21 protein-coding genes and 2 tRNA genes are annotated in these 23,283 nt (G+C 27.9%); 11 read left to right on the top strand and 12 right to left on the bottom strand.

The window, feature by feature from the left end; genetic code table 11:
• Nucleotides 1–2 precede the first annotated feature (2 nt).
• The 4 genes from QIA41_RS01560 to QIA41_RS01575 form a co-directional block, all read right to left on the bottom strand.
• Complete coding sequence (locus QIA41_RS01560) at nucleotides 3–1,223, bottom strand: ribose-phosphate pyrophosphokinase (RefSeq protein ID WP_320292303.1); 1,221 nt, start codon at nucleotides 1,221–1,223, stop codon at nucleotides 3–5.
• A gap of 224 nt (nucleotides 1,224–1,447) precedes the next feature.
• Entirely contained in the window at nucleotides 1,448–2,098 is a 651-nt protein-coding gene (locus QIA41_RS01565) for a hypothetical protein (RefSeq protein WP_320292304.1), read from the bottom strand.
• A gap of 115 nt (nucleotides 2,099–2,213) precedes the next feature.
• The gene (locus QIA41_RS01570) at nucleotides 2,214–2,741 is read right to left on the bottom strand and encodes a tetratricopeptide repeat protein (protein ID WP_320292305.1); all 528 of its coding nucleotides are present in this window, start codon (nucleotides 2,739–2,741) and stop codon (nucleotides 2,214–2,216) included.
• Nucleotides 2,742–2,980: 239 nt separating this feature from the next.
• Nucleotides 2,981–3,208, bottom strand: a complete 228-nt coding sequence (locus QIA41_RS01575; RefSeq protein WP_320292306.1) for a KTSC domain-containing protein — start codon at nucleotides 3,206–3,208, stop codon at nucleotides 2,981–2,983.
• Between the two features lie 295 nt (nucleotides 3,209–3,503).
• Here QIA41_RS01575 and fusA point away from each other — a divergent pair, with 295 nt between their 5' ends.
• The 6 genes from fusA (at nucleotide 3,504) to QIA41_RS01605 (ending at nucleotide 7,690) form a co-directional block, all read left to right on the top strand.
• Nucleotides 3,504–5,594: an elongation factor G gene (fusA, locus tag QIA41_RS01580; protein ID WP_320292307.1), complete on the top strand. Its 2,091-nt coding sequence runs from the start codon at nucleotides 3,504–3,506 to the stop codon at nucleotides 5,592–5,594.
• A 15-nt stretch (nucleotides 5,595–5,609) separates the two neighbouring features.
• Nucleotides 5,610–6,308, top strand: coding sequence for a Bax inhibitor-1/YccA family protein (locus QIA41_RS01585; RefSeq protein ID WP_320292308.1), 699 nt, complete (start codon nucleotides 5,610–5,612; stop codon nucleotides 6,306–6,308).
• Between the two features lie 81 nt (nucleotides 6,309–6,389).
• Entirely contained in the window at nucleotides 6,390–6,746 is a 357-nt protein-coding gene (locus tag QIA41_RS01590) for a bactofilin family protein (RefSeq protein ID WP_320292309.1), read from the top strand.
• Nucleotides 6,743–7,387 carry a tetratricopeptide repeat protein gene (locus tag QIA41_RS01595; RefSeq protein ID WP_320292310.1) on the top strand — a complete coding sequence of 215 codons (645 nt, stop codon included), beginning with the start codon at nucleotides 6,743–6,745 and terminating at the stop codon, nucleotides 7,385–7,387. The genes QIA41_RS01590 and QIA41_RS01595 overlap by 4 nt, the downstream gene beginning before the upstream one ends.
• 49 nt (nucleotides 7,388–7,436) lie before the next feature.
• Nucleotides 7,437–7,509 (top strand) — tRNA-Lys (locus QIA41_RS01600).
• A 108-nt stretch (nucleotides 7,510–7,617) separates the two neighbouring features.
• Nucleotides 7,618–7,690 (top strand) — tRNA-Lys (locus QIA41_RS01605).
• Nucleotides 7,691–7,861: 171 nt separating this feature from the next.
• Here QIA41_RS01605 and QIA41_RS01610 read toward each other — a convergent pair.
• From QIA41_RS01610 to QIA41_RS01625, 4 genes are read right to left on the bottom strand one after another with little or no spacing between them, the layout of a single operon-like run.
• On the bottom strand, nucleotides 7,862–10,663 hold the full coding sequence (locus tag QIA41_RS01610) for a M16 family metallopeptidase (RefSeq protein WP_320292311.1): 2,802 nt from the start codon (nucleotides 10,661–10,663) through the stop codon (nucleotides 7,862–7,864).
• Nucleotides 10,644–11,417 (bottom strand): hypothetical protein, encoded by a 774-nt coding sequence (locus QIA41_RS01615; protein WP_320292312.1) that lies wholly within the window; start codon nucleotides 11,415–11,417, stop codon nucleotides 10,644–10,646. The genes QIA41_RS01610 and QIA41_RS01615 overlap by 20 nt, the downstream gene beginning before the upstream one ends.
• 15 nt (nucleotides 11,418–11,432) lie before the next feature.
• The gene (gene xth, locus QIA41_RS01620; RefSeq protein WP_320292313.1) at nucleotides 11,433–12,200 is read right to left on the bottom strand and encodes an exodeoxyribonuclease III; all 768 of its coding nucleotides are present in this window, start codon (nucleotides 12,198–12,200) and stop codon (nucleotides 11,433–11,435) included.
• 20 nt (nucleotides 12,201–12,220) lie between these two features.
• Nucleotides 12,221–12,982 (bottom strand): MBL fold metallo-hydrolase, encoded by a 762-nt coding sequence (locus tag QIA41_RS01625; RefSeq protein ID WP_320292314.1) that lies wholly within the window; start codon nucleotides 12,980–12,982, stop codon nucleotides 12,221–12,223.
• A gap of 198 nt (nucleotides 12,983–13,180) precedes the next feature.
• Here QIA41_RS01625 and QIA41_RS01630 point away from each other — a divergent pair, with 198 nt between their 5' ends.
• From QIA41_RS01630 to QIA41_RS01645, 4 genes are all read left to right on the top strand, one after another.
• Nucleotides 13,181–14,470 carry a hypothetical protein gene (locus tag QIA41_RS01630; protein WP_320292315.1) on the top strand — a complete coding sequence of 430 codons (1,290 nt, stop codon included), beginning with the start codon at nucleotides 13,181–13,183 and terminating at the stop codon, nucleotides 14,468–14,470.
• Between the two features lie 2 nt (nucleotides 14,471–14,472).
• Nucleotides 14,473–15,087: a glucosaminidase domain-containing protein gene (locus tag QIA41_RS01635; RefSeq protein WP_320292316.1), complete on the top strand. Its 615-nt coding sequence runs from the start codon at nucleotides 14,473–14,475 to the stop codon at nucleotides 15,085–15,087.
• A complete protein-coding gene (locus tag QIA41_RS01640) occupies nucleotides 15,071–15,880 on the top strand; it encodes a TIGR02757 family protein (RefSeq protein WP_320292317.1) in 810 nt (269 codons plus the stop codon). Before QIA41_RS01635 ends, QIA41_RS01640 begins: the two co-directional genes overlap by 17 nt.
• Nucleotides 15,881–15,964: 84 nt before the next feature.
• The gene (locus QIA41_RS01645; protein WP_320292318.1) at nucleotides 15,965–16,912 is read left to right on the top strand and encodes an aldo/keto reductase; all 948 of its coding nucleotides are present in this window, start codon (nucleotides 15,965–15,967) and stop codon (nucleotides 16,910–16,912) included.
• Between the two features lie 22 nt (nucleotides 16,913–16,934).
• Here the strand turns inward: QIA41_RS01645 and QIA41_RS01650 are convergent, their stop codons facing one another.
• Nucleotides 16,935–17,723 carry a type III pantothenate kinase gene (locus tag QIA41_RS01650; protein ID WP_320292319.1) on the bottom strand — a complete coding sequence of 263 codons (789 nt, stop codon included), beginning with the start codon at nucleotides 17,721–17,723 and terminating at the stop codon, nucleotides 16,935–16,937.
• Nucleotides 17,716–19,533: a hypothetical protein gene (locus QIA41_RS01655; protein ID WP_320292320.1), complete on the bottom strand. Its 1,818-nt coding sequence runs from the start codon at nucleotides 19,531–19,533 to the stop codon at nucleotides 17,716–17,718. Before QIA41_RS01655 ends, QIA41_RS01650 begins: the two co-directional genes overlap by 8 nt.
• 103 nt (nucleotides 19,534–19,636) lie before the next feature.
• Here QIA41_RS01655 and QIA41_RS01660 point away from each other — a divergent pair, with 103 nt between their 5' ends.
• Nucleotides 19,637–20,053: a hypothetical protein gene (locus tag QIA41_RS01660; protein WP_320292321.1), complete on the top strand. Its 417-nt coding sequence runs from the start codon at nucleotides 19,637–19,639 to the stop codon at nucleotides 20,051–20,053.
• Nucleotides 20,054–20,083: 30 nt separating this feature from the next.
• On the opposite strand, the gene QIA41_RS01665 is transcribed toward QIA41_RS01660, so the two are convergent.
• Together QIA41_RS01665 and nadE are read right to left on the bottom strand one after the other, a co-directional pair.
• Nucleotides 20,084–20,938: an inositol monophosphatase family protein gene (locus QIA41_RS01665; protein ID WP_320292322.1), complete on the bottom strand. Its 855-nt coding sequence runs from the start codon at nucleotides 20,936–20,938 to the stop codon at nucleotides 20,084–20,086.
• Nucleotides 20,939–21,669: 731 nt separating this feature from the next.
• On the bottom strand, nucleotides 21,670–23,208 hold the full coding sequence (nadE, locus tag QIA41_RS01670; RefSeq protein WP_320292323.1) for an NAD(+) synthase: 1,539 nt from the start codon (nucleotides 23,206–23,208) through the stop codon (nucleotides 21,670–21,672).
• Nucleotides 23,209–23,283 lie beyond the last annotated feature (75 nt).

Genomic DNA, 23,283 nt, shown 5'->3' on the forward strand with positions numbered 1-23,283 from the left:
AACTAACCCTTGGTAATCAATTTCTGAATATCATCCCTTCTATCAAGAATTTTTTGTAAACCAACTTTATTATAAATTGCAAATATTGCATTCGCAAAAAGATGCGCAACATTAGCTTCGCGATACCAAGGCTTATTTATCAATTCATCATTATGATAAACAGCGTTCGTTCCAATTATTTTATAAAAATACCCTTCCTCATAAGCTTTGTCAAAATATTTAATAGCATCTCCATTAAAAAATGGTAAACTAATCCCACATATAATCTTTTTAGCGCCCATACTTTTAAGTAATTTCATTGCCTTAATCAGAGTGCCCCCAGTAGCTAACATATCATCGCTCATAAAAACATTCTTACCTTCAACATCTCCTAAAAGTTTGGTTACAGAAATATTTGAATCAGCAACATCTTTTGAAACCCTTGAATAATCTCTTTCCTTATAAAGCAAAGCAAGAGGACTCTTAAGACTTGACGCAAAAAATTTATTCCTACTTACAGCACCTGTATCAGGTGAAACAATAACTAAATTAGAATCTCTAATATCGATCAAATCATTAAGGGATTTAAAAATTTCATAAGAAACATTTAAATTTTCAAAATAAACTTTTCTAAATACATTCTCAATAGCCTTTGAGTGAATGTCTAGGGTTAAAATATGCCTAATCCCCAACTCTTCTAAAAATCTACCAATAAGACTAGCTGTTAAACATTCTCTTGAATGTTTTTTATCTTGTCTTGAATAAGGATAAGATGGAATAATAATACTAACAGAGTTAGCTTTGGCCTGCATACAAGCATCTATTGTTGTCATTAAATTCATTATATGATCATTAACTGTCATAATTATTTTATCATTACTATTTATCTCAACTTCATAAGTATTGGCAACATCTTGAACAATAAAGATATCCTTATTCCTAATTGTCTTTAAAATTTCAGTTTTAAATTCACCATTAGCAAATTTAACAAATTTTACAGGAATTTCTAAAGACTCTTCACTTTTAAGGGTAGATAAACTAAGACCTTCTAAAAAAGGGGATAAAATTTTTTCGATCTTTAAAAAATCTTCCTCTAAGATATTAGAATCTTGATATATATTATCTACAACATCATTACCAACATTTATAAATATTCTTTCAAGCTCTTCTATTATTTTATTGGCGAAAACTTTACCCCCGGGACAAGCAATAATTCCTATTGATTTTCTTTGAAACAAATTCACCTGGCTCCTCATTCTTTCTTTTAAAACATTCTAATAATCTTAACTTGATGATTACTATGGCTTCTTATACGAATAAACATAGCTAAAAAATTTTAAAGCCGAGGCTTTCTCCACGGCTCACAAAATATTTTGGTTTTAATGTTTTTAATAATAAAAAAATCTGAAAATTCTATTAATAGCAAAAACAAATATTATGCATAATCATAAAAACAAAATTAGCCAACCTATACAATTCCAAATTCAAAACCTATCCCAAACTTGAAATCAGAAAATTTAGAGTTTTTAATATTCCAAACATAATAACCCTCAAGAATTAAAAAAGAAAATGAAAGCCTAGCGCCAATATCCCAACCCATTGTTCCCAATTCTGCTAAAACAGAATCTGCAGCAGAAGTAGCTACATTAATCTTAGGACCTGTGAAAAACGCTAAAGCCAAAACAAAAAAATCTAATTTTGTATAAAATCTGGGTGTTATCCCCATAATAAATGAGAAATTTTCATTTGCAGTTCCATCTGAACGCTTTATTAATTTAACAAGGTTCATGTCAAGCAAAAGCTCAAATCCAACAGAAATAAAATCATCAAATTTAGCACCAAATTGACCATAAGTCCCATATCTTACTCCAGATTTAGCAATATTGGCCAAATCGGAAAAACTTTGAACTATATCTTCTTTTTCCATTGGGGATAAATTTGAAGGCAAATTCTGCTTAAGTTTTGCATTAATTTCTAAAGCCTCGTTATAAAAGCTTGAAAAGGGACTAAAGGGAAGCGAAACTCCACCACCAAAATTAAATTCAAAATTAGTATCTGTAAAACCATTGACTGCTAAAATCCCAAGCAAACACAAGGTTAAAACTTTAAGCCTCATCATATACAAACTCTCCTACAAAAATTTATGAAAAATAAAACAGGGTTTATATTGCATATCTTATTATATAATAATAACCATAAAGTAAAAAGTAAACACAAAACTAAAATTAACTACGTTAACTATTAACAACAGAAGAAACTATTTCTTCTGCACCGCTTGGTATAGGATGATTTAGCTCTTTATATCTTAAAATATATTTTTTAGCATTTTCTTTGTCACTCTTTAAATGATAAATGTAAAAAACATTAAATAGAGCCTCTTTATTTGCAGGTGCAAATTCTATAGTTTTCAAATAGTACGTCAAAGCATTATCTAAATCATTTTTTTTAAAGAACAAATACCCTTTCAAATTAATTAGCAAAATATTTTCTGGATCTTTTTTTATAATGGAATCAAGTTTCAACTCAGCTTCTGTATATTTTTTCAAATTAATGGAAGCTAAAATAAAATTATAACTCGAATCATCTCCAGCATTAATATTAAATTGAATAGATTTCTCATAAAGCGAAACAGAAGTCTCATTATTGCCAAGCTCTTCATTTAATTTAGCTAGTTTGTAATATTCACTCGATATGTTTTGATATTCCTTAGAAATAGAGCTGCAAGACAAAACAAAAACAAGAATAAATAACAATCTATACATAAAAAATTTACTTGAATCCTTAATACCATTTCAATCATTCAAAGTAGAAAAATAGCACTGAATCTAACAACAATTAAAATATAAAATTTTAACAATATTAAAACTATTAACTTTTAAACTTAAACAAACCACATTGATGATTATAAAATAAAATTTATCACACCCAAAGTCCAACCATAAACAAGCCCTCCTGTTTGAAAACAAAAGGGCTTTTAATATTTACTATCTAAAAAACCAAATTAAAGCTTTTCTTGGTCATACTTGTTAAATATATTTTCTGTTAAATATTTACCAACCGATCTTTTGTCCTCAACAAGTTTAGATATTACACTAAAATGTCTTGGTTCAATCTTAAAATACTTATAAGCTCTTCCATCCTTGAAAAATACAGAAAGCTCAGACACAGAAGGATCATAACCTACTTGTGATATTTTGCTCAATTCATTAGATATTGTTAAAGTTTCCAACTCAAATTCCTCCAAATAATCATCTTAGGAGTATAATAATAAAGTAAGAGTTAATTCACTAAATAAAAAGTTTTAATCAATAAAATCAAAATCTACTAAATGATATATTCCTAATATAAGAATATACATTAATACAACTTTAATCAAGTAGACTGCAAACACTATATTAAATAGTTTAAACTCCAAAATATTTAATATCATAAAATGATATGAGATAGATTTTTAAAAAAAAATTTTGTAGAATTATTAAGATAGTTAATCTTCTATTCAATATCATCAGGAGGAACAATGTCTAATGGACTACAATAACTTACGAAACATAGGTATTAGCGCTCACATCGACTCAGGAAAAACTACTCTTACGGAACGCATTCTTTTTTATTGCAATAAAATTCATGCAATTCACGAAGTAAAAGGCAAAGATGGAGTTGGCGCGACAATGGACTCAATGGAGCTTGAAAGAGAAAGAGGAATCACAATAGCATCAGCTGCAACTCATGTTGAATGGAAAGATTTTCCAATAAATATTATTGATACACCAGGTCACGTAGATTTTACAATTGAAGTTGAAAGATCTCTCAGGGTGCTTGACGGAGCAATATTAGTTCTTGATTCTGTTGCAGGAGTTCAATCCCAATCAATAACTGTTGATCGACAACTTAAAAGATACAGCGTACCACGCCTTGCATTTGTAAACAAATGCGATAAAACCGGAGCAAATCCCTACAATGTAAAAGATCAACTTAAGTCAAAACTTGACTTAAACTCCGTTTTAATGCAAATCCCAATTGGATTGGAAGATAAGCATATTGGAGTTGTAGATCTTGTATTAATGAAAGCTTACTATTTTGAAGGAAAAGATGGAACAGAAATAATAGAAAAGGAGGTCCCCTTAGATCTTCTAGAAGAATCAAAAAATAAACGCGAAATAATGCTTGATGCTCTTTCTGATTTTAATGATGAGCTTATGGAATTGCACATGGAGGGAAAAGATGTCCCTATTGAAATAGTATACAATGCAATTAGAACAGGAACATTGGCTTTAAAATTATGCCCTGTATTTATGGGATCTGCTTATAAAAACAAAGGGGTACAATTACTCTTAGATGCTGTAACCAGATTTTTACCATCCCCCCATGATATAAAAAACACTGCTCTTGACCTCAATAATAACGAGAAGGAGATCGATCTTAAAATTGACAACAACCTTCCAACTGTTGCTCTTGCATTTAAACTTGAAGACGGGCAATACGGTCAATTAACCTATGTCAGAATTTATCAAGGAACTCTGAAAAAAGGACAAGAACTTGTCAACTCAAGAACTTCTAAAAAATTCAAAGTAGGAAGACTTATCAGAATGCACGCTAATAATACAGAAGATATTGAATTTGGAGGAAGCGGTGACATTGTCGCTCTATTTGGAATAGAATGTGCATCAGGAGATACATTTTGTGATCCATCGATCAACTATTCAATGACATCAATGTTTATTCCAGACCCAGTAATTTCTCTTTCTGTAAAACCAAAAGACAAAAAATCCGCTGATAATATGGCTAAAGCTCTTGGAAGATTTACAAAAGAAGATCCAACATTTAAAACTTACGTTGACATTGAATCAAACGAAACAATAATTCAAGGTATGGGAGAACTACACTTAGAAGTTTACATTGAAAGAATGAAAAGAGAGTTTAAAGCAGAAGTCGAAACTGGAATGCCACAAGTAGCCTATAGAGAAACGATTACGGGAAAAGCTGAATTCAACTATACTCACAAAAAGCAATCTGGAGGAGCTGGTCAATTTGGGCGAGTTGCAGGATTTATGGAGCCTCTTAATAAGGAAGGAGAAACATATGAATTTGTCAATCTGATAAAAGGAGGAGTAATCCCTACAGAATACATCCCATCATGTGACAAAGGATTTCAAAAGGCAATGGAAAAAGGAACATTAATTGGCTTTCCAATAGTTGATATAAAAATCACAATCAATGATGGTCAATACCACATTGTCGACTCATCTGATATTGCATTTCAATTAGCAGCAATTGGCGCTTTCCGAGAGGCTTACGAAAAAGCAAAACCCACAATCCTTGAGCCTATAATGAAAGTTACCCTTGAAGGACCTACTGAATTCCAAGGAAATATGTTTGGACTTTTAAACCAAAGAAGAGGAATAATTACGGGCTCATTAGAAGACGGAAGTTTTTCAAAAGTTGAGGCTGAAGTACCTTTAAGCGAAATGTTTGGATTTTCAACAGTCCTTAGATCCTCTACCCAAGGAAAAGCAGAATTCTCAATGGAATTCTTAAAATATGGGAAAGTTCCAAGCACTATATTTGATGAACTTCGCAAAAAATTTAATGATCAAAAAAATCTTAATAATAAATAATAAGGAGGCTTTATTATGATTGATTTAGCACAAGAAAAACAAGAGATATTAGTAAAAAACAAATTTTTAGCAAAAGTTTTTGGACTTATGTCAATTGGACTTTTAATCTCAGCAATGTTTGCATATACAACCTCAGAAAATCAAACAATCAGAGCAATAATATTCTCAAATCCAATGTCATTTATGGCTATAATACTTATACAATTTGGACTTGTATATGTAATAAGTGGTGCTCTTAATAAAATATCAAGCAATACCGCAACGGCTCTTTTTTTGCTCTACTCAGCATTAACAGGAGTAACATTATCTTCCATATTTATGATTTATACACAAGGATCAATAGTATTCACATTTGGAATTGCCGCTGGAACATTTCTTGGAATGTCTGTTTATGGATACACTACAACAACAGATCTCACAAAAATAGGAAGCTATCTGATAATGGGCTTATGGGGCCTTATTATTGCATCTCTTGTTAATATGTTTTTTAGAAGCTCAGGGCTTAATTTCCTTATATCTATTTTGGGCGTAATCATATTCACAGGGCTAACAGCTTATGACGTTCAAAATATTGCTAAAATGGATAAAATGCTACAAGACGATACTGAAATAAAAAATAGAATGGCGGTTGTAGCGTCACTTAAGCTTTATTTAGATTTTATAAATTTATTCCTATATCTTCTAAGATTTTTGGGCCAAAGAAGAAACGACTAATATAATTATAAAAACATTTTTATAAAAAATTCTATCAAAAATGAATGCTTTAAATTAAAGCATTCATTTTTAGAGGTTTCAATGAGCATAGATAGCTTAGAATTTGAAGAAAGTAGTACTCAAAATGTAATTAAAAAAAATTTTGAATTTGAAGGATATATTGAAAGTAATAAGCCAATAATAATAGAAGGAAAGCTTAAAGGCCTAATAAACTCATCAAACTCAATATATCTAAGAGAAAAAGCCGATGTTGAAGCTGAAATAAAATGTCAACATTTGCTCAATCATGGCAAAATAAAAGGAAATATTGAAGCTTTAAAAACAATTAAAATCTATAAAACCGGAACATTAATAGGAAACATCAAAACCAAAGAGCTTTTCATTGATTCTGGAGCAATATTTAAAGGGAATTGCGAAATGGAGGATTTTGAAGAATGAATTTTTCTTTTCTATTACAAGTAACTTTAATTCTGCTATCCAATTCAAGCTTATTACTAGGACAATCACAGCTTAAAGGTAAAGAAGACTCTTTTCTTCTTTATAAAGAAAGAAAATTTAAAGAGGCCATTTCAAACACGCTAGAAGAAATCAGATTAAACCCTAATAACCTAGATGCTAGGACAATATTGATATGGAGTTTAATAGCTATAGGGGAATACAAAAGAGCTGAAAAAGAAGCTATTATAGGACTTGGTATTAAAAAATATGATATAAGAATTATTCAAGCACTAGGAGAAGCTTATTTTTTCCAAAAAAATTATGAAAATGCATTAAAATACTTTCAAGAATATGTTAGCCTTGATTCTAATGGAGCAAGGATAATAAAAGTTTATAATTTGATTGCAGATTCTTTCTATGAGCTAAAAAGATATAATGAAGCTGATTTTGCGTACGAAAACGCATTACGATATGCTCCTAACAACCAAAATCTATTAATAAAATTAGCAAAATCAAGAATAAATGCAAATAATAAAATATTAGCAGAAGAAGCACTAATTAAGCTTCTTACAATCTCTCCTAATAATGTAGAAGCAAAAAATTTACTAGAAGAATTGAAAAAAAGCACTAGCAAGCCTTGACATTCAATTTATAAAAACTTATTCTTATTGTTAGTAAATTTAATAAACCGGGCTGCTAGCTCAAGTGGTAGAGCATCGGACTCTTAATCCGTTGGTTACAGGTTCAAGTCCTGTGCAGCTCAAATTGTTAAGTACCTTTTTGGTATAAATTGTCAATTTTATATCAATTTAACTTGACATTATTGGAAATTGAATATATTATTACTCTCGATGGTCACAAAATGATTTTCGGGCTCATAGCTCAGGTGGTAGAGCAGCGCCCTTTTAAGGCGTTTGTCGTAGGTTCGAGTCCTACTGAGCTCATTTTTGTCCTCTTCGTCTATCGGTCAGGACTCCAGGTTTTCATCCTGGCAAGAGGGGTTCGATTCCCCTAGAGGATGTCTTATTAAAGAAAAATTATATTTAAAATCTGCTTGACTCTTAAGACTTATTATAAGTCTTAAGAGTCAATGACGTTGTTCCAATAAGCATAATCTATTCGGGTATCAATAATATCTCTGCTCTTTCATTAAGATTGATTTTCTTAAAAAATTCATTTATTAAATCTTTGTTTAAATTGGTCTCTACAAACTTAACACCAAAATTATTTTTAAATACTCCGTGCCAAGATAATGATGCCATTATATTTGAAATCCAATAACTATTATTCTCTGAATTTATCATTGTATTTTTAATATAATTTTTCTTAACATAAGAAAAATCATCATCATTAAAATCTATTTTTTGCCTTTCAATCATATAGCTATTAATAGAATTTAAAACATTATCCAATTCCCTAGGCTCAGTAGTAAAGAAAATAGACAAAATGCCATCGGAATCTACATTTTTCCTTATATTAGAGTCAAAATAAGCTTGAATTGCATAAACACTAGACATTTTTTCTCTAATATTTTTTATAAGGCCATCTGTTAAAAGATCCGCTAAAGCATTTAAATTTAATGAGGTCTCTGCCAAATAATTAAATTTAAAAGGATAAACTACATAAGCAAAGCTAGCTGAATTTTTTCCTTTTCTTACAATTACTTTATTAAAATTTTTACTGTAAGAATAATCCAAATCTTTATACTCGTCTATTTCTCTAAAGTCAAGATTACCCAAATATTTCTTTGAATAATCTTTTATTGTCTGAATATCTGAGTCTCCAACAAAAACAAACTTAAAATTATTCGCATAAGTAAATCTTTTCTTATAAAACGATAAAATATTTTCTTTTGTAAAATGCTTTAAATCACTATCTTTTACATCTTCAAATCTAGGATCATTATTATTTAAAAATTTATTAATAGCTTTCTTAAACTGATAATTAGAACTATTTTCATTGCTTTTTATTGATGCTTTTATATTATTAATAGAATTTTGCAAAAAAACCTCATCTACTTTGGGCTCCTTAAAAGTAAAATATATAAGCTCAAAAAGAGTTTCAAGATGATTTTTATCTGAACTTCCAACAATATATGATTCTTGAACTCCAACATCAACAACTAAAGAAACAGCTTTATCTGATAAATAATTTTCAACCTGTAATGCAGAATAATCACCATACCCTGAACCAGATACTACCTCAGGAACAAAAGTCAAAACGGGAATAAGTTCTAAATCCTCATTAATCAAACCGCCCCAAGAAGTTGCTCTAAAATCAATTAAATCTTTCTTTTGATCATTATATTTAAAATAAACTTCAACACCATTTTCAAGAACAAATGATGAAATTTCATTCTCAAAGTTATTTTCTCTAATAATATCTTTATTATCTAAAGACTCCTTAAAAAACTTACCTTCAATTAAAGAATTCTCATAAGGCTTAAACTCTCTTGTTAAAGCTAGCTTTTGAAAATTATCAACATCTTCAAAAGCCAAAGTGGGATGTGACCTTCCAGAATAAGAATAAAAAATTGCACGATTTTTCACATCAAACTCTCTTTCTACAAGATTGTTTATTGTATTTAAATCAATTTTTTCTAAATATTGTCCATAAAGATCAAAATATTCATTCATATCAAATTTATTAAAACCATCAACAGCAATTTCTATTAAATCTTGGAAGATAGTACTTGAATTTGTTTTATCTATATTTTTCCTCCTAAATACTAAGGATTTTAAAAATTGGGATCTAACTTTTTCAAACTCACCTTGAGTAAATCCAAATTTTCTTATTCTCTCAAGCTCATAAAAAAAGTCTTCTATTCCTTCCTTCAAATAATCTGGATTAAAATTAAAGGAAATTGATCTTGCAATAATAGTATCGTTATTTGATTTAAACGGAAAAAAATCTTTATTTGAAACATTTTTAAAATGCCTCACCCCAACAGTATTTAATTCAGAAAATCTATTTTCAAAAAGATCAACCAATAAAGACCTCTTAACGTCGTCTAAAATGTCATTTTTAGTTTGAAAAAACCTAACAATTTCCTTTTTAAAAAACATTAAACAAGGCTCTCCTACTTCCAAATCTTCTAAAAGTAAAAACTTATCTTTAAATCCTAAATCTAAACCTGATTTTATCTTTTCAATTTTATCGGTTGGATTTTCCCAAGAAATAAATTGTTTCCTTATTTTCTCTTCAATTTCTATAGGATCAATATCTCCTACCACAATAACACTTGCGAGTTCTGGCCTATACCACTTTCGATAAAATTTTTTAAAATCTTCTGGTTGAAAAGATAAAATCTGCTCTTCAAGTCCAATAGGATCTCTAAATTCATAAATACTTCCACTTGCCAAAAACTTATACATTTTTTCATAAATCCTTCTAGGATAAGTTTCACCAAGTTTTTTTTCCTCAATAATAATATTGCGCTCCAGATCTACCTCTTCTTTCATGAAGCTGATTTGAGAAGCCCAATTCCTCAAAATATTCATAGATTCATCAATCTCATCTTTATTATTACCATTTGACAAATCAAGTCTATAATAAGTGAAATCAAAACTAGTGGCAGCATTAATATCAGCACCAAATTGCATTCCAAATTTTCTAAGAACATCAATAATAGAATTTCCTGGATAATCTTTTGTACCATTAAAAGCCATATGTTCAAGATAATGAGCTATGCCCATCTCATTATCTTCTTCATTAAGAGAGCCTACATTAAAGACAATCCCCATATTAACAGCATTCTTTGGAGTTTGATTTTTATATATAAAATAATTAAGCCCATTGGCAAGTTTCCCCTTTACCAAATTTTTATCTAACTTCAATTCATTAGAAACACAAGAAAACAAAAAAAATAGAAAAACATTTGCGAATTTACAATAATTTTTAATTCTTTGATAATTCATTTGCACGCCCTCTTACAGAATTTATTTTTTCAGAATAAATTTTATTCAGTGTTTTTAAAATAGATGAAAATCCAAAATCATTCCAATCTTTTAAACTCTTTAGCTTAGAAACTGGAAATAGTTCATAAAATAAAAATAACAACTCTTCTTTGCTTAATTTTGGAATATCGCTTAAGTAAATATTTTTATTAAAATCCTCAAGATAAACAAAAGGATTTAAGCGCCTATCTAGAAGAAATTTATTTAAATTAGGCATTAAAATGCTTTTATTATAGATTTCAATAGTAGTATATTCTCTTGGTACATCAGAATAAAAATTGCCATTTAAAAAAGAATCTAAAATAACAAATTTATTATCCTTAAAGCCCACATTTCTTCCATCTAAAGTTCTTAAAAATCCATCCTTACTAATATGAACCAAAGTATTTAAATCCTTTGTAGCATTAAAGATAAGTCTTACATTGTTATAGGACCTAGATTGTCTTATATGCTTAATACTACTGTCTACCGCTAATTCTTTGTCATTTTTTAATAATAAATTTACATTTTTTTCTTTTAACGCCTTATAAGCTAATTCAATATATTCTAAAGCACAACTATTTGCCAAAATAAGTTGCTCTCTTTTTAGCAAATTAATAAGAAACATCAATTCTTCTTTTTCAAGACTACGGTAAAAATTAAAATCATTTAAATCAATACCGAAACCAAAGGCAAAACTAAATACTAAATAAAAAATTGCAATGTTTTTTTTCAATCTGGCTTTCTCCTTTCAACTAACTACATCAGTCAATTCTAAAAAAACAGGGCAATGGTCGCTCCCCATTACCTTGTCTAAAATTAGAGATTTTTTAACATTTCTCTTAAAAAATTCATTAACAACAAAATAATCAATTCTCCACCCCATATTTCTCTCCCTAGCTCTTGTCCTATAGCTCCACCAAGTATAATAACCAGGCTCTTTGTTGAATATCCTAAATGTATCCACATACCCTTTGTTTAAAAATCTATCTAGCCAAGTTGTTTCTTCAATATAATATCCAGGAGAATCTCTACTAGAATCAGGGTTTACAAGGTCAATCTCAGTATGAGCAATATTAAAATCGCCACAAATTACTACATTTTTTCCACCATCTACAAGAGAATCTAAAAGATTCTCAACATAAGATAAAAAATCAAGTTTATAAACAAGTCTTCTTCTTAAAGCTTGAGAATTAGGAAAATAACCGTTAATCAATACAAAATCATCGTAGTGTGCTATAAGGCCCCTACCTTCATTGTCAAAAATTTCTTTTCCAAGCAAATCTACAGCAATAGGCTTAACTTTTGAATAAATACAAACACCACTATAGCCTTTAATCTTTGACTTTGAAAAATAAGAGTAATAATTTTCAAGAATTAAATCCTTTGGCAACTGGTCTTTTAAAGCTTTAGTTTCTTGAACACATAAAATATCTGGGGTATATTCTCTTATAAAATCAAGAAAACCTTTATTTAAAACAGCTCTAATTCCATTCACATTCCATGAAATTAATTTCATAAACCCTCTTTAAATTTAAATCAAACATAAATTTTTAATCCATCATAAGCTAAATAAATATTGTCTTTTTCTAAATAATCAAATTCTTCATGCATTATATCGTGTGCAATATGCGTAAAGTACGCAATTTTGGGATTAATTTTTTTAACCTCACAAACAGCCTCTGAAAAATTTAAATGAGCCGGATGGGGCTTAATCCTAATAGCATCTATTATAAGTAAATCCAAATTTTTTAAATAATCATAAGACGCTTCGGGAATAAATTTAACATCAGTAAGATACGCTAAATTGTCTACCCTATAACCTAGACTAACTATCTCTCCATGAATCAAAGGAATTGGCATTATTTTTAAACCTTTAAAAAAAATAGGCTCAAAATCTCTAACCACATTTGGAACAATATTTGCCTTTCCACTTACAGAGGGTTTGGATGAAAAATTATGCGGAAAAGCATTCATTATATGAGTCATAGTAGTATCTCTAGCATAAATATTTAAAGGAGCACTTCGTGTATAAAACTTTATATCATCAAAACCCATAATATGATCATAATGTTCATGAGTGTAAAGCACCAAATCAAGCTTATCTACATTCTCTCTTAAAAGTTGTTGTCTAATATCAGGACCTGTATCAATCAACAATTTGATACCAGAAGATAACCTAAGAAAAAAAGAACTTCTCAATCTTTTATTTTTGCTAAAACTCGAAGTACAGACTCTACAGTCACAATTTAACATAGGAACACCACTTGAAGCACCGGTTCCTAAAAAGGTTCCGACCATATATTACTACCTTTCGCCTGTAAACATGATCTATTTTAACACAACATTTTATATTAAACAAAAATAAAATCTTTTAATCAAAGTATTTTTCCTTAAATCTAAAATTAAATTAAGACTATTTAATAAAATAGCAATTCTGTAAACTATTTTGGAAAAACCGCTTTTATGCTTATAATTATTTAAGGAAAAATTATTTTTATGGATACGCAAATTTATGAACTGATTTTTTTAACCAGCTTTAGTATATTTTTAATAGTAAATTTATTTAATTTTAAAAAAGAATTCACTTACGAAGACTGCTTCATAATATTTCCAGGTATGTTTTTTGTAATAACTTTATATTTTAAAGAAATTAGCCCATTAATGTTATATATTGGCGGAATATTCTTAATCTTCATGATAATCATATTCTTTAAGAACATAAAAACAATAGTAAACAGAAGAAGAAGAAATAACATTAAATTTCTCAAACAAAAAGGAATATTTTTCCCAATTTTGCTAAAAACAATACTTGTAATGCCTTCTATTTTAACTGTTATTATTGCAACAATTTTTTCATACTTAGCACTTTTCGTAAATTATCCCAAAGACGAAGATAATGGCTATCAAATTGGATTTACAAGAATTAAAGACCATAAAAATGGTTTAAACTTATCGATTTGGTATCCTGTAAGCTCCACATTGGGCCTAAAAAAACAAAATCCATTTCTTTTATATGAATTTAATCCTTTTTTCATAAACGAAATGAATTATTTACCAAAACAGAATAATATATATAAACAAGCCTTAATTAGCGACAATCAAAAACTATATGATTCAATTTTGCTTATACTTCCTTATTATTCTCACGATTCAATGTTCAAATCCCTAATCAACAGCCTTGTCAAAAAGGGAAAAATTGTTTATTTATACTCACCAAAATATAATCACATGAAAAGCCACGATTTTATTAAAAATAGCCATAAAAGTATATTTAGCTATGCAATCAATAAAAGTATCAGCTATTTAATTGAACCAGTAAATATTTTTAATGAAAAAGCTGATATAGCATCTACTGAAAATGACATCCAAAGTATTATTGAGCTAGTAAAATCAAGCCAAAATTTAAAATTTTTAAACTCAAAAATGAATCTTAATAAACTAACGTTAATTACACTAGGAAATCAAGCAAATATTGCTAATTTTATTCTCGAAAAAAACACAAACATAGCAAAATATGTTAATATAGGGGGAAAACCACAAGCAATAAGAAATTTAAAAAACTTACAACTAATTCTAAAAGAAAATGAAAAGGGTCTCCATACAAAAACTGTCAATATAGATTCTATAAAACCAATAAACATAGGTAACATTGCAGAAATTTCTGATCTTATTTTTAGCAGAAGTTATTTAAAAAGTTTTAATTTTTTAAAAAATAAAAAATCAATGTTATCCAGATTCAATTCTATAGTTGCTGAGATTAATAAATTTATTGAAGAGGAGAAATAATAATGATAAAAAAATTCTTGCTATTGGCAATAATAAATATTTTTCTAATAAATAAAACTTACGCCAATGAAGAGGTAATCGAAATAAGTACCGAAATACAAAAAGAAAAATATATTCCCTTTTTAATAAGTAGAGGAAAAACTCAGCTGGAAGATCTTGTACAATATACTCTAGAAATGAATCCAGATCTTGACAAAAACTATGTAAACACTATTGCTAAAACCTATATAGATGAATCTTTGATTGAGGGGATTAATTACGACATTGCTTATGCTCAAATGCTACTAGAAACAGGAGCTCTAAAATTTAATGGAATAGTCTCAAAAGAGCAACACAATTTTTCAGGAATAGGCGCTACTAATAATCTTACAAAAGGAAATTCTTTTCCCAATATTAAAGAAGGAATTAAAGCTCATATTCAACATTTAAAAGCTTACGCGTCAAAACAAAACATCAACTCAAGCATGGTTGATCCTAGATTTTACCTTGTTAAAAGAGGGTCTGCTCCAACAATATATGATTTGACTGGTAAATGGGCAAAAGACGAATTTTACGATAAAAAGCTTAAAAAAATATTATTAGAATTATTAGAATATAATAATGCAAACAAAAGCTAAAAGCTCACTATATGATTTTCTAGAAAAAATATATTCAAAATACAATAAGAAAAAATTTATACATCCTGATCCTTTAGAATTTTTGTACAGGTATAAAGAAAAAGAAGATATTGAGCTTGTAGGCCTAATTAGCTCTTCATTGTCACTTGGAAGGGTAGAAAAAATTTTAGAAGCAATAGAGAAAATACTCAAACCTCTTGGCAAATCCCCTTCTGAAAGCCTTAAATTAATAAATGAAAAAGACTTAAAAGACATATTTAAAGGATTTGTTTATAGATTTTTTAAAGAAGAAGACATTGTAAGGCTACTATACACCCTTAAAATAATAAAAAAGCAGCATCATACGCTTGAGAATCTTCTCTATAGTATTTATCATAAAAACCAAAATTTTATACTAAGTATAGATGAATTAATAAAGCATATGGAAAAAATAAACGGAAGAGAATTTGGAATGCTACTTCCCAAACCTTCAAAGGGAAGTTCTTGTAAAAGGCTTTTTTTATTCTTAAGATGGATGATACGCAAAGATGATGTCGATTTAGGTATTTGGAATAAATTCAATCCTAATAAGCTGATAGTACCAATGGATACTCATATGACAAATATTGCCTCAAAACTATTTAAAATCAAAAAAATAAAAAACGTAAATCTTAAAAAAGCAATAGAAATTACAAACTACTTTTCAAAAGAAAACAACGAGGATCCTGTGAAATACGATTTCTCTTTAACCAGATTCGGAATAAATAGAGATTTTAATAAAGAAAAATTGCTAAAAAATATTGACAAACTATAAAATTTTATCTACAAAACCTTTAAAATAAGAAATACTTTAATCATTAAATCAAAAACACCTATTTATCATAAAAAAGGAGAATCTATGAATAATCTTAAAGAAAAAATAAATACTTATGGCAAACTAATTTTGGGATCTTGGCAATTTGGGGGAGGATATTTTAAACAAGTTGAACAAGAAACCGCCAAAAAAATAGTGAAAAAAGCATATGACCACGGAATTAGAAATATAGATACCGCAAGAGCTTATGGAAATGGAATTTCAGAAAAAATAATTGGCGAAATAATATCAAAAGAACCAATAATACGAGAAAATATTTTGATTGCAAGTAAATGTTACCCAATGGAAATTTCAGAATATACAAAGAACTTTAATGAAAGTCTTAAAAATTTAAAAACCGATTATATAGATATTTACTATATACATTGGCCTAAAAACGATTATGATCTAAAACCAATCGCATCATTTCTTGAAGAAATGAGATCAAAAGAAAAAATAAAATATGTGGGTGTAAGTAATTTTGAAATATCACACATGGAAAGCATAAAAAAAGTTTGCAAAATTGACGTAAATCAAATAGGATACAATCTCTTATTTAGGAATAAAGAAAAAGATGTAATTCCTTACTGTGAAAACAATAATATTGCCACTATCTCATATTCAACAATTGCCCAAGGTCTTTTATCTAAAGCTAATATAAAAGACAAAAGCAAATTTAATGATAACATAACGGGAAAATTGATACTTTTTAAAAAAGAAATTTGGCCTTATACTTTAAAAACCATAAATAAACTTGAAGAAATAGCAAAGAGAAACAACTTAACAATTTTAGAATTAACATATTCGTGGCTTAAAAAAACAAAATTAAGTGGATTTATAGTGGGCTTCAGTAAGGAAAATTATGTAGAATCAAACTCAAATTCATTTAAAGCAGAAATTAATGACGAAGTATATAAAGAGATTACATTAATTTTAGATGATTTTAATCATCTAACAAAAAATTTCCCAAATCTGTTTAACAAAAAAATTTAAAACTTGAAAAAAAATAAATATTTTAATTAACAAACTCGGGGGTATTGGAATTTCCTAAAATTTTGATACCTTCTACAGTTAAATGAATATTAAAAATAAACTCTATCTCAATTAATGGTAAAAGTAGACTCGCATTACCTCCAGTAATTATTAAATTAAATTCTTTTTTATATATCTTTTTAATATCGCAATAAACACCTTCTATTAAATATTTATATTGATAAAATAAACCACTGTTTACACTCCCAGATGTAGTTCTCTCTAAAAGATTACTTGGAGTACTAATGGGAAATTTTTGCAAAAGATAGGCATTGTCTACTAAAGAATTAAAATTTATTAAAGGACCAGAATTAATAAGTCCACCTAGTATTCCATCTTGCCTACTAACAGCAAAAATAGTACAAGCTGTTCCAAGATCTACTACCAAAGCATTTTCTAGTGAATAATTTTCAATGGACGCAACAAGATTAGCAAAAACGTCTGAGCCTAACAAAAATTTACCACTTTTATAAGGATTGAATGTTAAATTATAATTTAAATCAAAACTAATAAACAAAGATTTTATCTTAAAAAAAGAAAAAATAGCATTTTCAAATATTCCATCAAGAACGGGAACAACACTACTTATAAAAACTTTATTTACATTAAAATCAAAATTTTCTTCAAAAAAACTATAAACCTCGTCATACCTTAACATAAGACTTGTTTTCATTTTAATAAATAAATTAACTTTATTATCCTTAAATAAGGCAAAAGCAATGCTAGTATTTCCAATATCAATTATCAATTCTGATAATAAAGGCTTATTCATAAATATTTACTTTTTCTGCATTATTGTCAAATCTTAATAAAAGATTAAAGGTTTTCTTTTGCTTAGGTGTTGCTTTAATAACTAAAACTTTACTCAAAGGATAATACTTCCAACCATCAGAATATATGTAAAATTTATAATCTGTAAACCAATCAATTTCTCTAAATCTAACTAAAGATGGATTTAAAATATTCCCAAAAAACATATAGCTTGAATAATTAATCTCTTGATCAAAATTAACCATAAGCTTGGTATCAGTAATTTCACGATTTAAAACCCTAGATGCAGCATATATCCACCTCCTAGATCTATGATCAGAAATGAATATAAATTGGGGCATGTATTGATTATCAATAATATCAGAATAATAGCTTTCATAAGGAATCCCTTTTGCATAATCACTTACTAGGGAATAATAAATCATATTAAATGAAAGCTTTAATATCAAATCATCTCTCAAATAAGATGCTATTCTTTTAAGAACTCCAGAAATCTTTAGTGCATGCTCAACAGTATCTGCCGGATTAATATTATCATTTAAAATATGCACTATTCCTTCATCTGTAATTCCAAATAGTGTGAATACAAATTTATAAAGCTCCTTTTTAAAACTTAAATAAACAGAATCATCATTGCTAATCTTAAGAAAAGTAAGATAATTAGAGAGAATATTGTAAGTTTGGCTAAAATTAAAATTAGAACTCAATATTTTTCCAGGATTTTTGAGAAGATTTAAAGCATCATTTAATTTAGAGCCGTTTTCTGATAAAAAAATTTTTTCTAAAAGAAGGGGGTCCTCCTTCAAATAAACTACAAGTCTGTCTTTCTCAAGAGAATCAATAAAAGTTTTATTTCTTGATAAATAAGCAAAAAATTTGTCAATTTGATCTGAATTAGCATAATAACATAAACTTAAATAAGTAAGTTTATGTTCATTTTTAACCAATAAAGAATCTAATTTTAAAAATATTGATTTGTGGTTCCCTCTGATTAAAGATTCTGCCAAAAAACAAACCATTAAATTTTCATCAAAGTCGTAAACACCGTATTTAAGCCATCCCCCTTTTGAAGCATTAAAATTAACAGGACTGTTCCAATAATTATAAGCACTTTGTCTAAAATTATTTAAAGTATCATTAAAAATTTTATTATTCACTTCTTTAATTTTTGAATACATAACAGAATAATCTGATATATCTCTTTTATTATCTTCTATAGTAGAATTTGAAATACTTTTCTTTGAGGAATCGATATAAGTAGCATCACCAATTCTAAATATTGATTGAGGAGAAATTAAAATATCTTTTTCTCTTATCTTTACATTTTCTCCTAAAAAGACTTTGTATTCCGAATCCCCCTCTCCTTGTCTTATTGAAATAGTAGGCTCATTTAATAAAATTTCATAATTATTTTCAATTTCATAGCTTAACAAAAAGCTCTTAGAGAGATTTGATTCAATGCTAAAATTATTTTCTGAATCAACCAAAAATCCTAAAAAAATATTTTTTTCAAAATAGACATAAATACCCAAGTCTTGCACTTTATAAGAAACAGGTAAAAGATTCAACCCTGTTTCTAAAACAACAAGTGGATTAAGTTTGGACAAAAGTATCTTAAGTCCTCTAACATTAACCATAATATCATTTAAAATATATTCACTATTTTCAACCTTATTATTTACTTCTAATTTTATATCTTTTAAAAAAAATACACTTAAGTTTAAATTTCTAAATTGCAAAAAAATAACACTAAATAATATCAAAACACCAAGAAATAAATTAAAAGCTCCTGCCCTTAAAAACCCTTTCATATGATGATTTTAATCATAAAAAATCAAAATATCAATATTGATTGCATAAAAACAAAAAACATAATAACATTATAGGTTAGCTAGTTGAATGGGAGTAAAGCATATGAAAATTCCTAAAAATTATATTCCAGGAACAAATCCTTACAAGTCTCTACCTAAAAAACCTGTTATTGAAAGCAAGAAAAAAATTACCAAAAAACAAGAACAAATTAATTCAGAAATTATGAAATCACAAGAGCGTATTTTGAAGTTATATATGAGACGTCTGCAAAAAAAAGATCAAATAACTCTTCAAAATTTTATTCTAGAAGGACATAAGATTGGTTCCAAAATTTTTAACAATTTGCCCAAAACACTAAAAGAAATAATAGCCTTAATGAATATAGAATCTTTAAAAGTACTAAAAAAAAATACAAAAAATCCAATTAAAATGCTTTACATAAAATTTTCAAGCTGGACCTTAAACAAGCTAATTAAAACACTCTATGTTGAGCCTAATAACAATAAAGCAAAACATTAAATAACAATTTTAAAGTTATTTTTAAATATCTTACTTATTAAATTTTTTATTCGCAACTTTTCTTACAATATCTATTGTTGATTTATTATCAGAATAAATAAAAAAATCTTTCAAGGACCATCTTTTATGATTATTAGACTTTAAAATGTACATTGAATCTGAAATATCTAGTGTCATTTTATCGCCACAGTAAAATTCACCAAACATGCCCAATTTATTTCCAATCGCTAAACACGCCGCAATATCCCAAAGTCCTACAAAAGAAAAATAGGCCTTATAAGAACCTGTAAAAAGTTTGGCAAAAGAATAGACACAAGAGCCATTAATATGAATGTGAGAAGAAACATCAATATTAAATACCCTTATAATAGACTTTGAAAGTGCAAGCAAACTGTGGGCATTGTAGCATTCAAAATTAGTAAAAATAAATTTATTAAAATCTTTTCTTAAAGGAAAACTGCCAATATTTTCTTTAGCATAAAATACACTATCTTCAGAGGTGATAAAAAACTCTCCACTTAAAGGAAGAGCAATAGCTCCTTCTATAATTTTGCCGCCACGAGCACACGCTAGTGATATTCCATATGAAGGAAGGCCGGCTACAAAAGAAGAAGTTCCATCGATAGGATCGATAATAAAAGTATTCTCTGAGATTAACGCATCTTTGATATATTCTTCTTCACAATTAAATATTGTCTCTTCCCCAAGAATAAAATTACCAGGCTTTTTTATTTCTTTAGATAAAAATTGCTCAATCTGTTTATCAACTTGAGTTACAATAGATCCATCAGATTTAAAATCTAGACTTAATTTAGCACCACCACTTAATGCAAGCCTAGTCGACTCATTTAACAAAAATATAATTTTTTCAAAATCCCAATCCATTTTTATATCTATTCTTTTATTAATAAAAAATTACAAAAATTGAAAACCCATTTATAAAAGCACCATATTTCGACAAATTTAATATTTTTCACAAAGCACCTCTAAAAAATTTACTCTAAGCTGTAACAACCTTTACTAAAGGTAGTATAAAAAACATTAATATCCATATCCACATTTTTTTTATTCTCAATTTAATAAACTCCACTAAATAGTAAAAGCCTAAAAAATTTATCAAGCATTAAATCTTTTACCCAGGCATACAAAGTATTGTCAATTTCAAAAGCAATATCTTATGATTTAAATTTCAAAATCCACACCACAATACAATGTGCATATCACTTCCAAATTAAATACATAAACTATTAACATAATTTAATATCTCAAAAGGAGTTATATTATTACCTACTATTCGTAACATAAAGATTAACAATATTAATACACCAACAATAAAAAAACAAATCTAAACCATGCCGAATATAGTTATTAAATGGATTTGAAATTAATTATTTTTTATAAAACAATAATTAAAAATTATCCTCTACTTTGTTTAAAGGTGTAAAAATTTAATTTGAACCTAAAAAGCTATCCTTAAATTCTTTAATAAATAAATTTTTTTATTCGCAAACACATTAAATAAAAACACATTAAATAATATTAAATCTACAAATTTGCCTATAAAAATATCATTAATAAAATAAAAAATTCAAGTCTCCCTTTCCTTGCTAATAATCTCAAATTATATTATTTAAAATGGGAATTAAGAGTTCAAACCCAAAAGTTTTTTTAGAAACTTTAACTATAGGAGCCCCTTGCCTTCTTTTGTATTCATTTTTAAAATAAAGATTTAAAACCTTATCAACCACACCTTTTTCGAAATTAAGATAAATTGAATCTACAGGCTCAAGGTTAATCAAATATCTATTTAAAATAGCATCAAGAACTTCATATTTTGGAAGACAATCACTATCTTTTTGGTTAAACCTTAATTCAGCCGAAGGTTCCTTTAAAATAATATTATCCGGAATAATACGTTGATCAAATTTTGCATTAATATAATTAACAAGATCATAAACTTCCGTCTTAAAAAGATCTCCAATCAAAGAAAGCCCCCCACAAGTATCCCCATAAAGAGTACAATAACCAACTGCAATCTCGCTTTTATTGCCAGTGTTTAAAAGTAAAGAATTTTGAGAGTTACTATAAGACATTAATAAAAGTCCTCTTAAGCGAGCTTGCAAATTTTCTTCAGTAACACCTTTAACATCAAAATATCCTTCAAAAAATCTACTACTTACTTCAAATAAGTCCTTTATTGGCATTTCAATCAATTTAAAACCTAATTTCCTAGAAAGCGCTTTAGCATCAGAAATAGAATCTGCTGATGAAAATTTACTAGGCATAGAAATTCCAACAACATTCTTAGCTCCCAAAGCAAAACATGCAAGATAAGCAACAAGAGCAGAATCAATGCCTCCAGATAAACCCAAATGAACCTTAGAAAATCCTGAAAAACAAAAATACTCTCTCAAAACAAGAGATATTGCTAAAATAATTTTTTCAAAAAGCTCATTGCGTGTATCAAATTTTAAATCTTGAAATTCATCATTAGATATAAAATCAAATTCAAATCCTTTTGCTTGCTTTATCTTGCCAAAACTATTAATAAAAAAGCTACATCCATCATAAACTGCAGAATCTTCAGCTCCATAAAAATTTGAATAAACAATATTTAGATTATTCTCAACAGCAACTCTTTCAAAAAATTTTAACCTAAAATTATTTTTATCCTTAGTGAAATGAGATTTGGATGGTACTATTAAGTATTGAGCATCCTTTAAACCCTCAACAAATTTGGGATTCAATTCTTCAAACAACAAAGCATCATCAAAATTTAATACGGCAAATATATTGTCCTTATAAGTAAAAAAACTGGGTATATTGCATTGCGATACAGTTAAAATAACTTTATAATTGCTAATAACAGAAACAATATCTACAAATTCACCATTCTGACAAACACTATACCCAAAAACAATTAAAGTGTTATCACTAACTTGCTCTCTCATGAATTCAACGCATTTACATATATTTTGAGAATATTTAGAGCGCCCACACAACTCACTATACTTAGTCTTACCTAAAAACATAGAGGGAAAAACTAAAACGTCTGAACCCCTTAACAGGGCCTCATCATAATTAATTTTAAAATCAGCAATACATTCGTCAAAATCTAAAAATCTGTATTTCGTTTGAGCAATACTTATTTTCATAGGTAAATAATAAGCAATAATGTATTAAATTACAATAAAAAAAATTTAATAGCGCCTCAAAACCGACACTCTTAC

Source organism: Borreliella sinica (assembly GCF_033969665.2).
Taxonomy (GTDB): Bacteria; Spirochaetota; Spirochaetia; order Borreliales; family Borreliaceae; genus Borreliella; species Borreliella sinica.

Coding starts and splice junctions, on each gene's coding strand:
- QIA41_RS01565 (WP_320292304.1), bottom strand. CDS start 2,098: ATGATGAGGCTTAAAGTTTTAACCTTGTGTTTGCTTGGGATTTTAGCA.
- QIA41_RS01570 (WP_320292305.1), bottom strand. CDS start 2,741: ATGTATAGATTGTTATTTATTCTTGTTTTTGTTTTGTCTTGCAGCTCT.
- fusA (WP_320292307.1), top strand. CDS start 3,504: ATGGACTACAATAACTTACGAAACATAGGTATTAGCGCTCACATCGAC.
- QIA41_RS01585 (WP_320292308.1), top strand. CDS start 5,610: ATGATTGATTTAGCACAAGAAAAACAAGAGATATTAGTAAAAAACAAA.
- QIA41_RS01590 (WP_320292309.1), top strand. CDS start 6,390: ATGAGCATAGATAGCTTAGAATTTGAAGAAAGTAGTACTCAAAATGTA.
- QIA41_RS01595 (WP_320292310.1), top strand. CDS start 6,743: ATGAATTTTTCTTTTCTATTACAAGTAACTTTAATTCTGCTATCCAAT.
- QIA41_RS01610 (WP_320292311.1), bottom strand. CDS start 10,663: ATGAATTATCAAAGAATTAAAAATTATTGTAAATTCGCAAATGTTTTT.
- xth (WP_320292313.1), bottom strand. CDS start 12,200: ATGAAATTAATTTCATGGAATGTGAATGGAATTAGAGCTGTTTTAAAT.
- QIA41_RS01625 (WP_320292314.1), bottom strand. CDS start 12,982: ATGGTCGGAACCTTTTTAGGAACCGGTGCTTCAAGTGGTGTTCCTATG.
- QIA41_RS01630 (WP_320292315.1), top strand. CDS start 13,181: ATGGATACGCAAATTTATGAACTGATTTTTTTAACCAGCTTTAGTATA.
- QIA41_RS01635 (WP_320292316.1), top strand. CDS start 14,473: ATGATAAAAAAATTCTTGCTATTGGCAATAATAAATATTTTTCTAATA.
- QIA41_RS01640 (WP_320292317.1), top strand. CDS start 15,071: ATGCAAACAAAAGCTAAAAGCTCACTATATGATTTTCTAGAAAAAATA.
- QIA41_RS01645 (WP_320292318.1), top strand. CDS start 15,965: ATGAATAATCTTAAAGAAAAAATAAATACTTATGGCAAACTAATTTTG.
- QIA41_RS01650 (WP_320292319.1), bottom strand. CDS start 17,723: ATGAATAAGCCTTTATTATCAGAATTGATAATTGATATTGGAAATACT.
- QIA41_RS01655 (WP_320292320.1), bottom strand. CDS start 19,533: ATGAAAGGGTTTTTAAGGGCAGGAGCTTTTAATTTATTTCTTGGTGTT.
- QIA41_RS01660 (WP_320292321.1), top strand. CDS start 19,637: ATGAAAATTCCTAAAAATTATATTCCAGGAACAAATCCTTACAAGTCT.
- QIA41_RS01665 (WP_320292322.1), bottom strand. CDS start 20,938: ATGGATTGGGATTTTGAAAAAATTATATTTTTGTTAAATGAGTCGACT.
- nadE (WP_320292323.1), bottom strand. CDS start 23,208: ATGAAAATAAGTATTGCTCAAACGAAATACAGATTTTTAGATTTTGAC.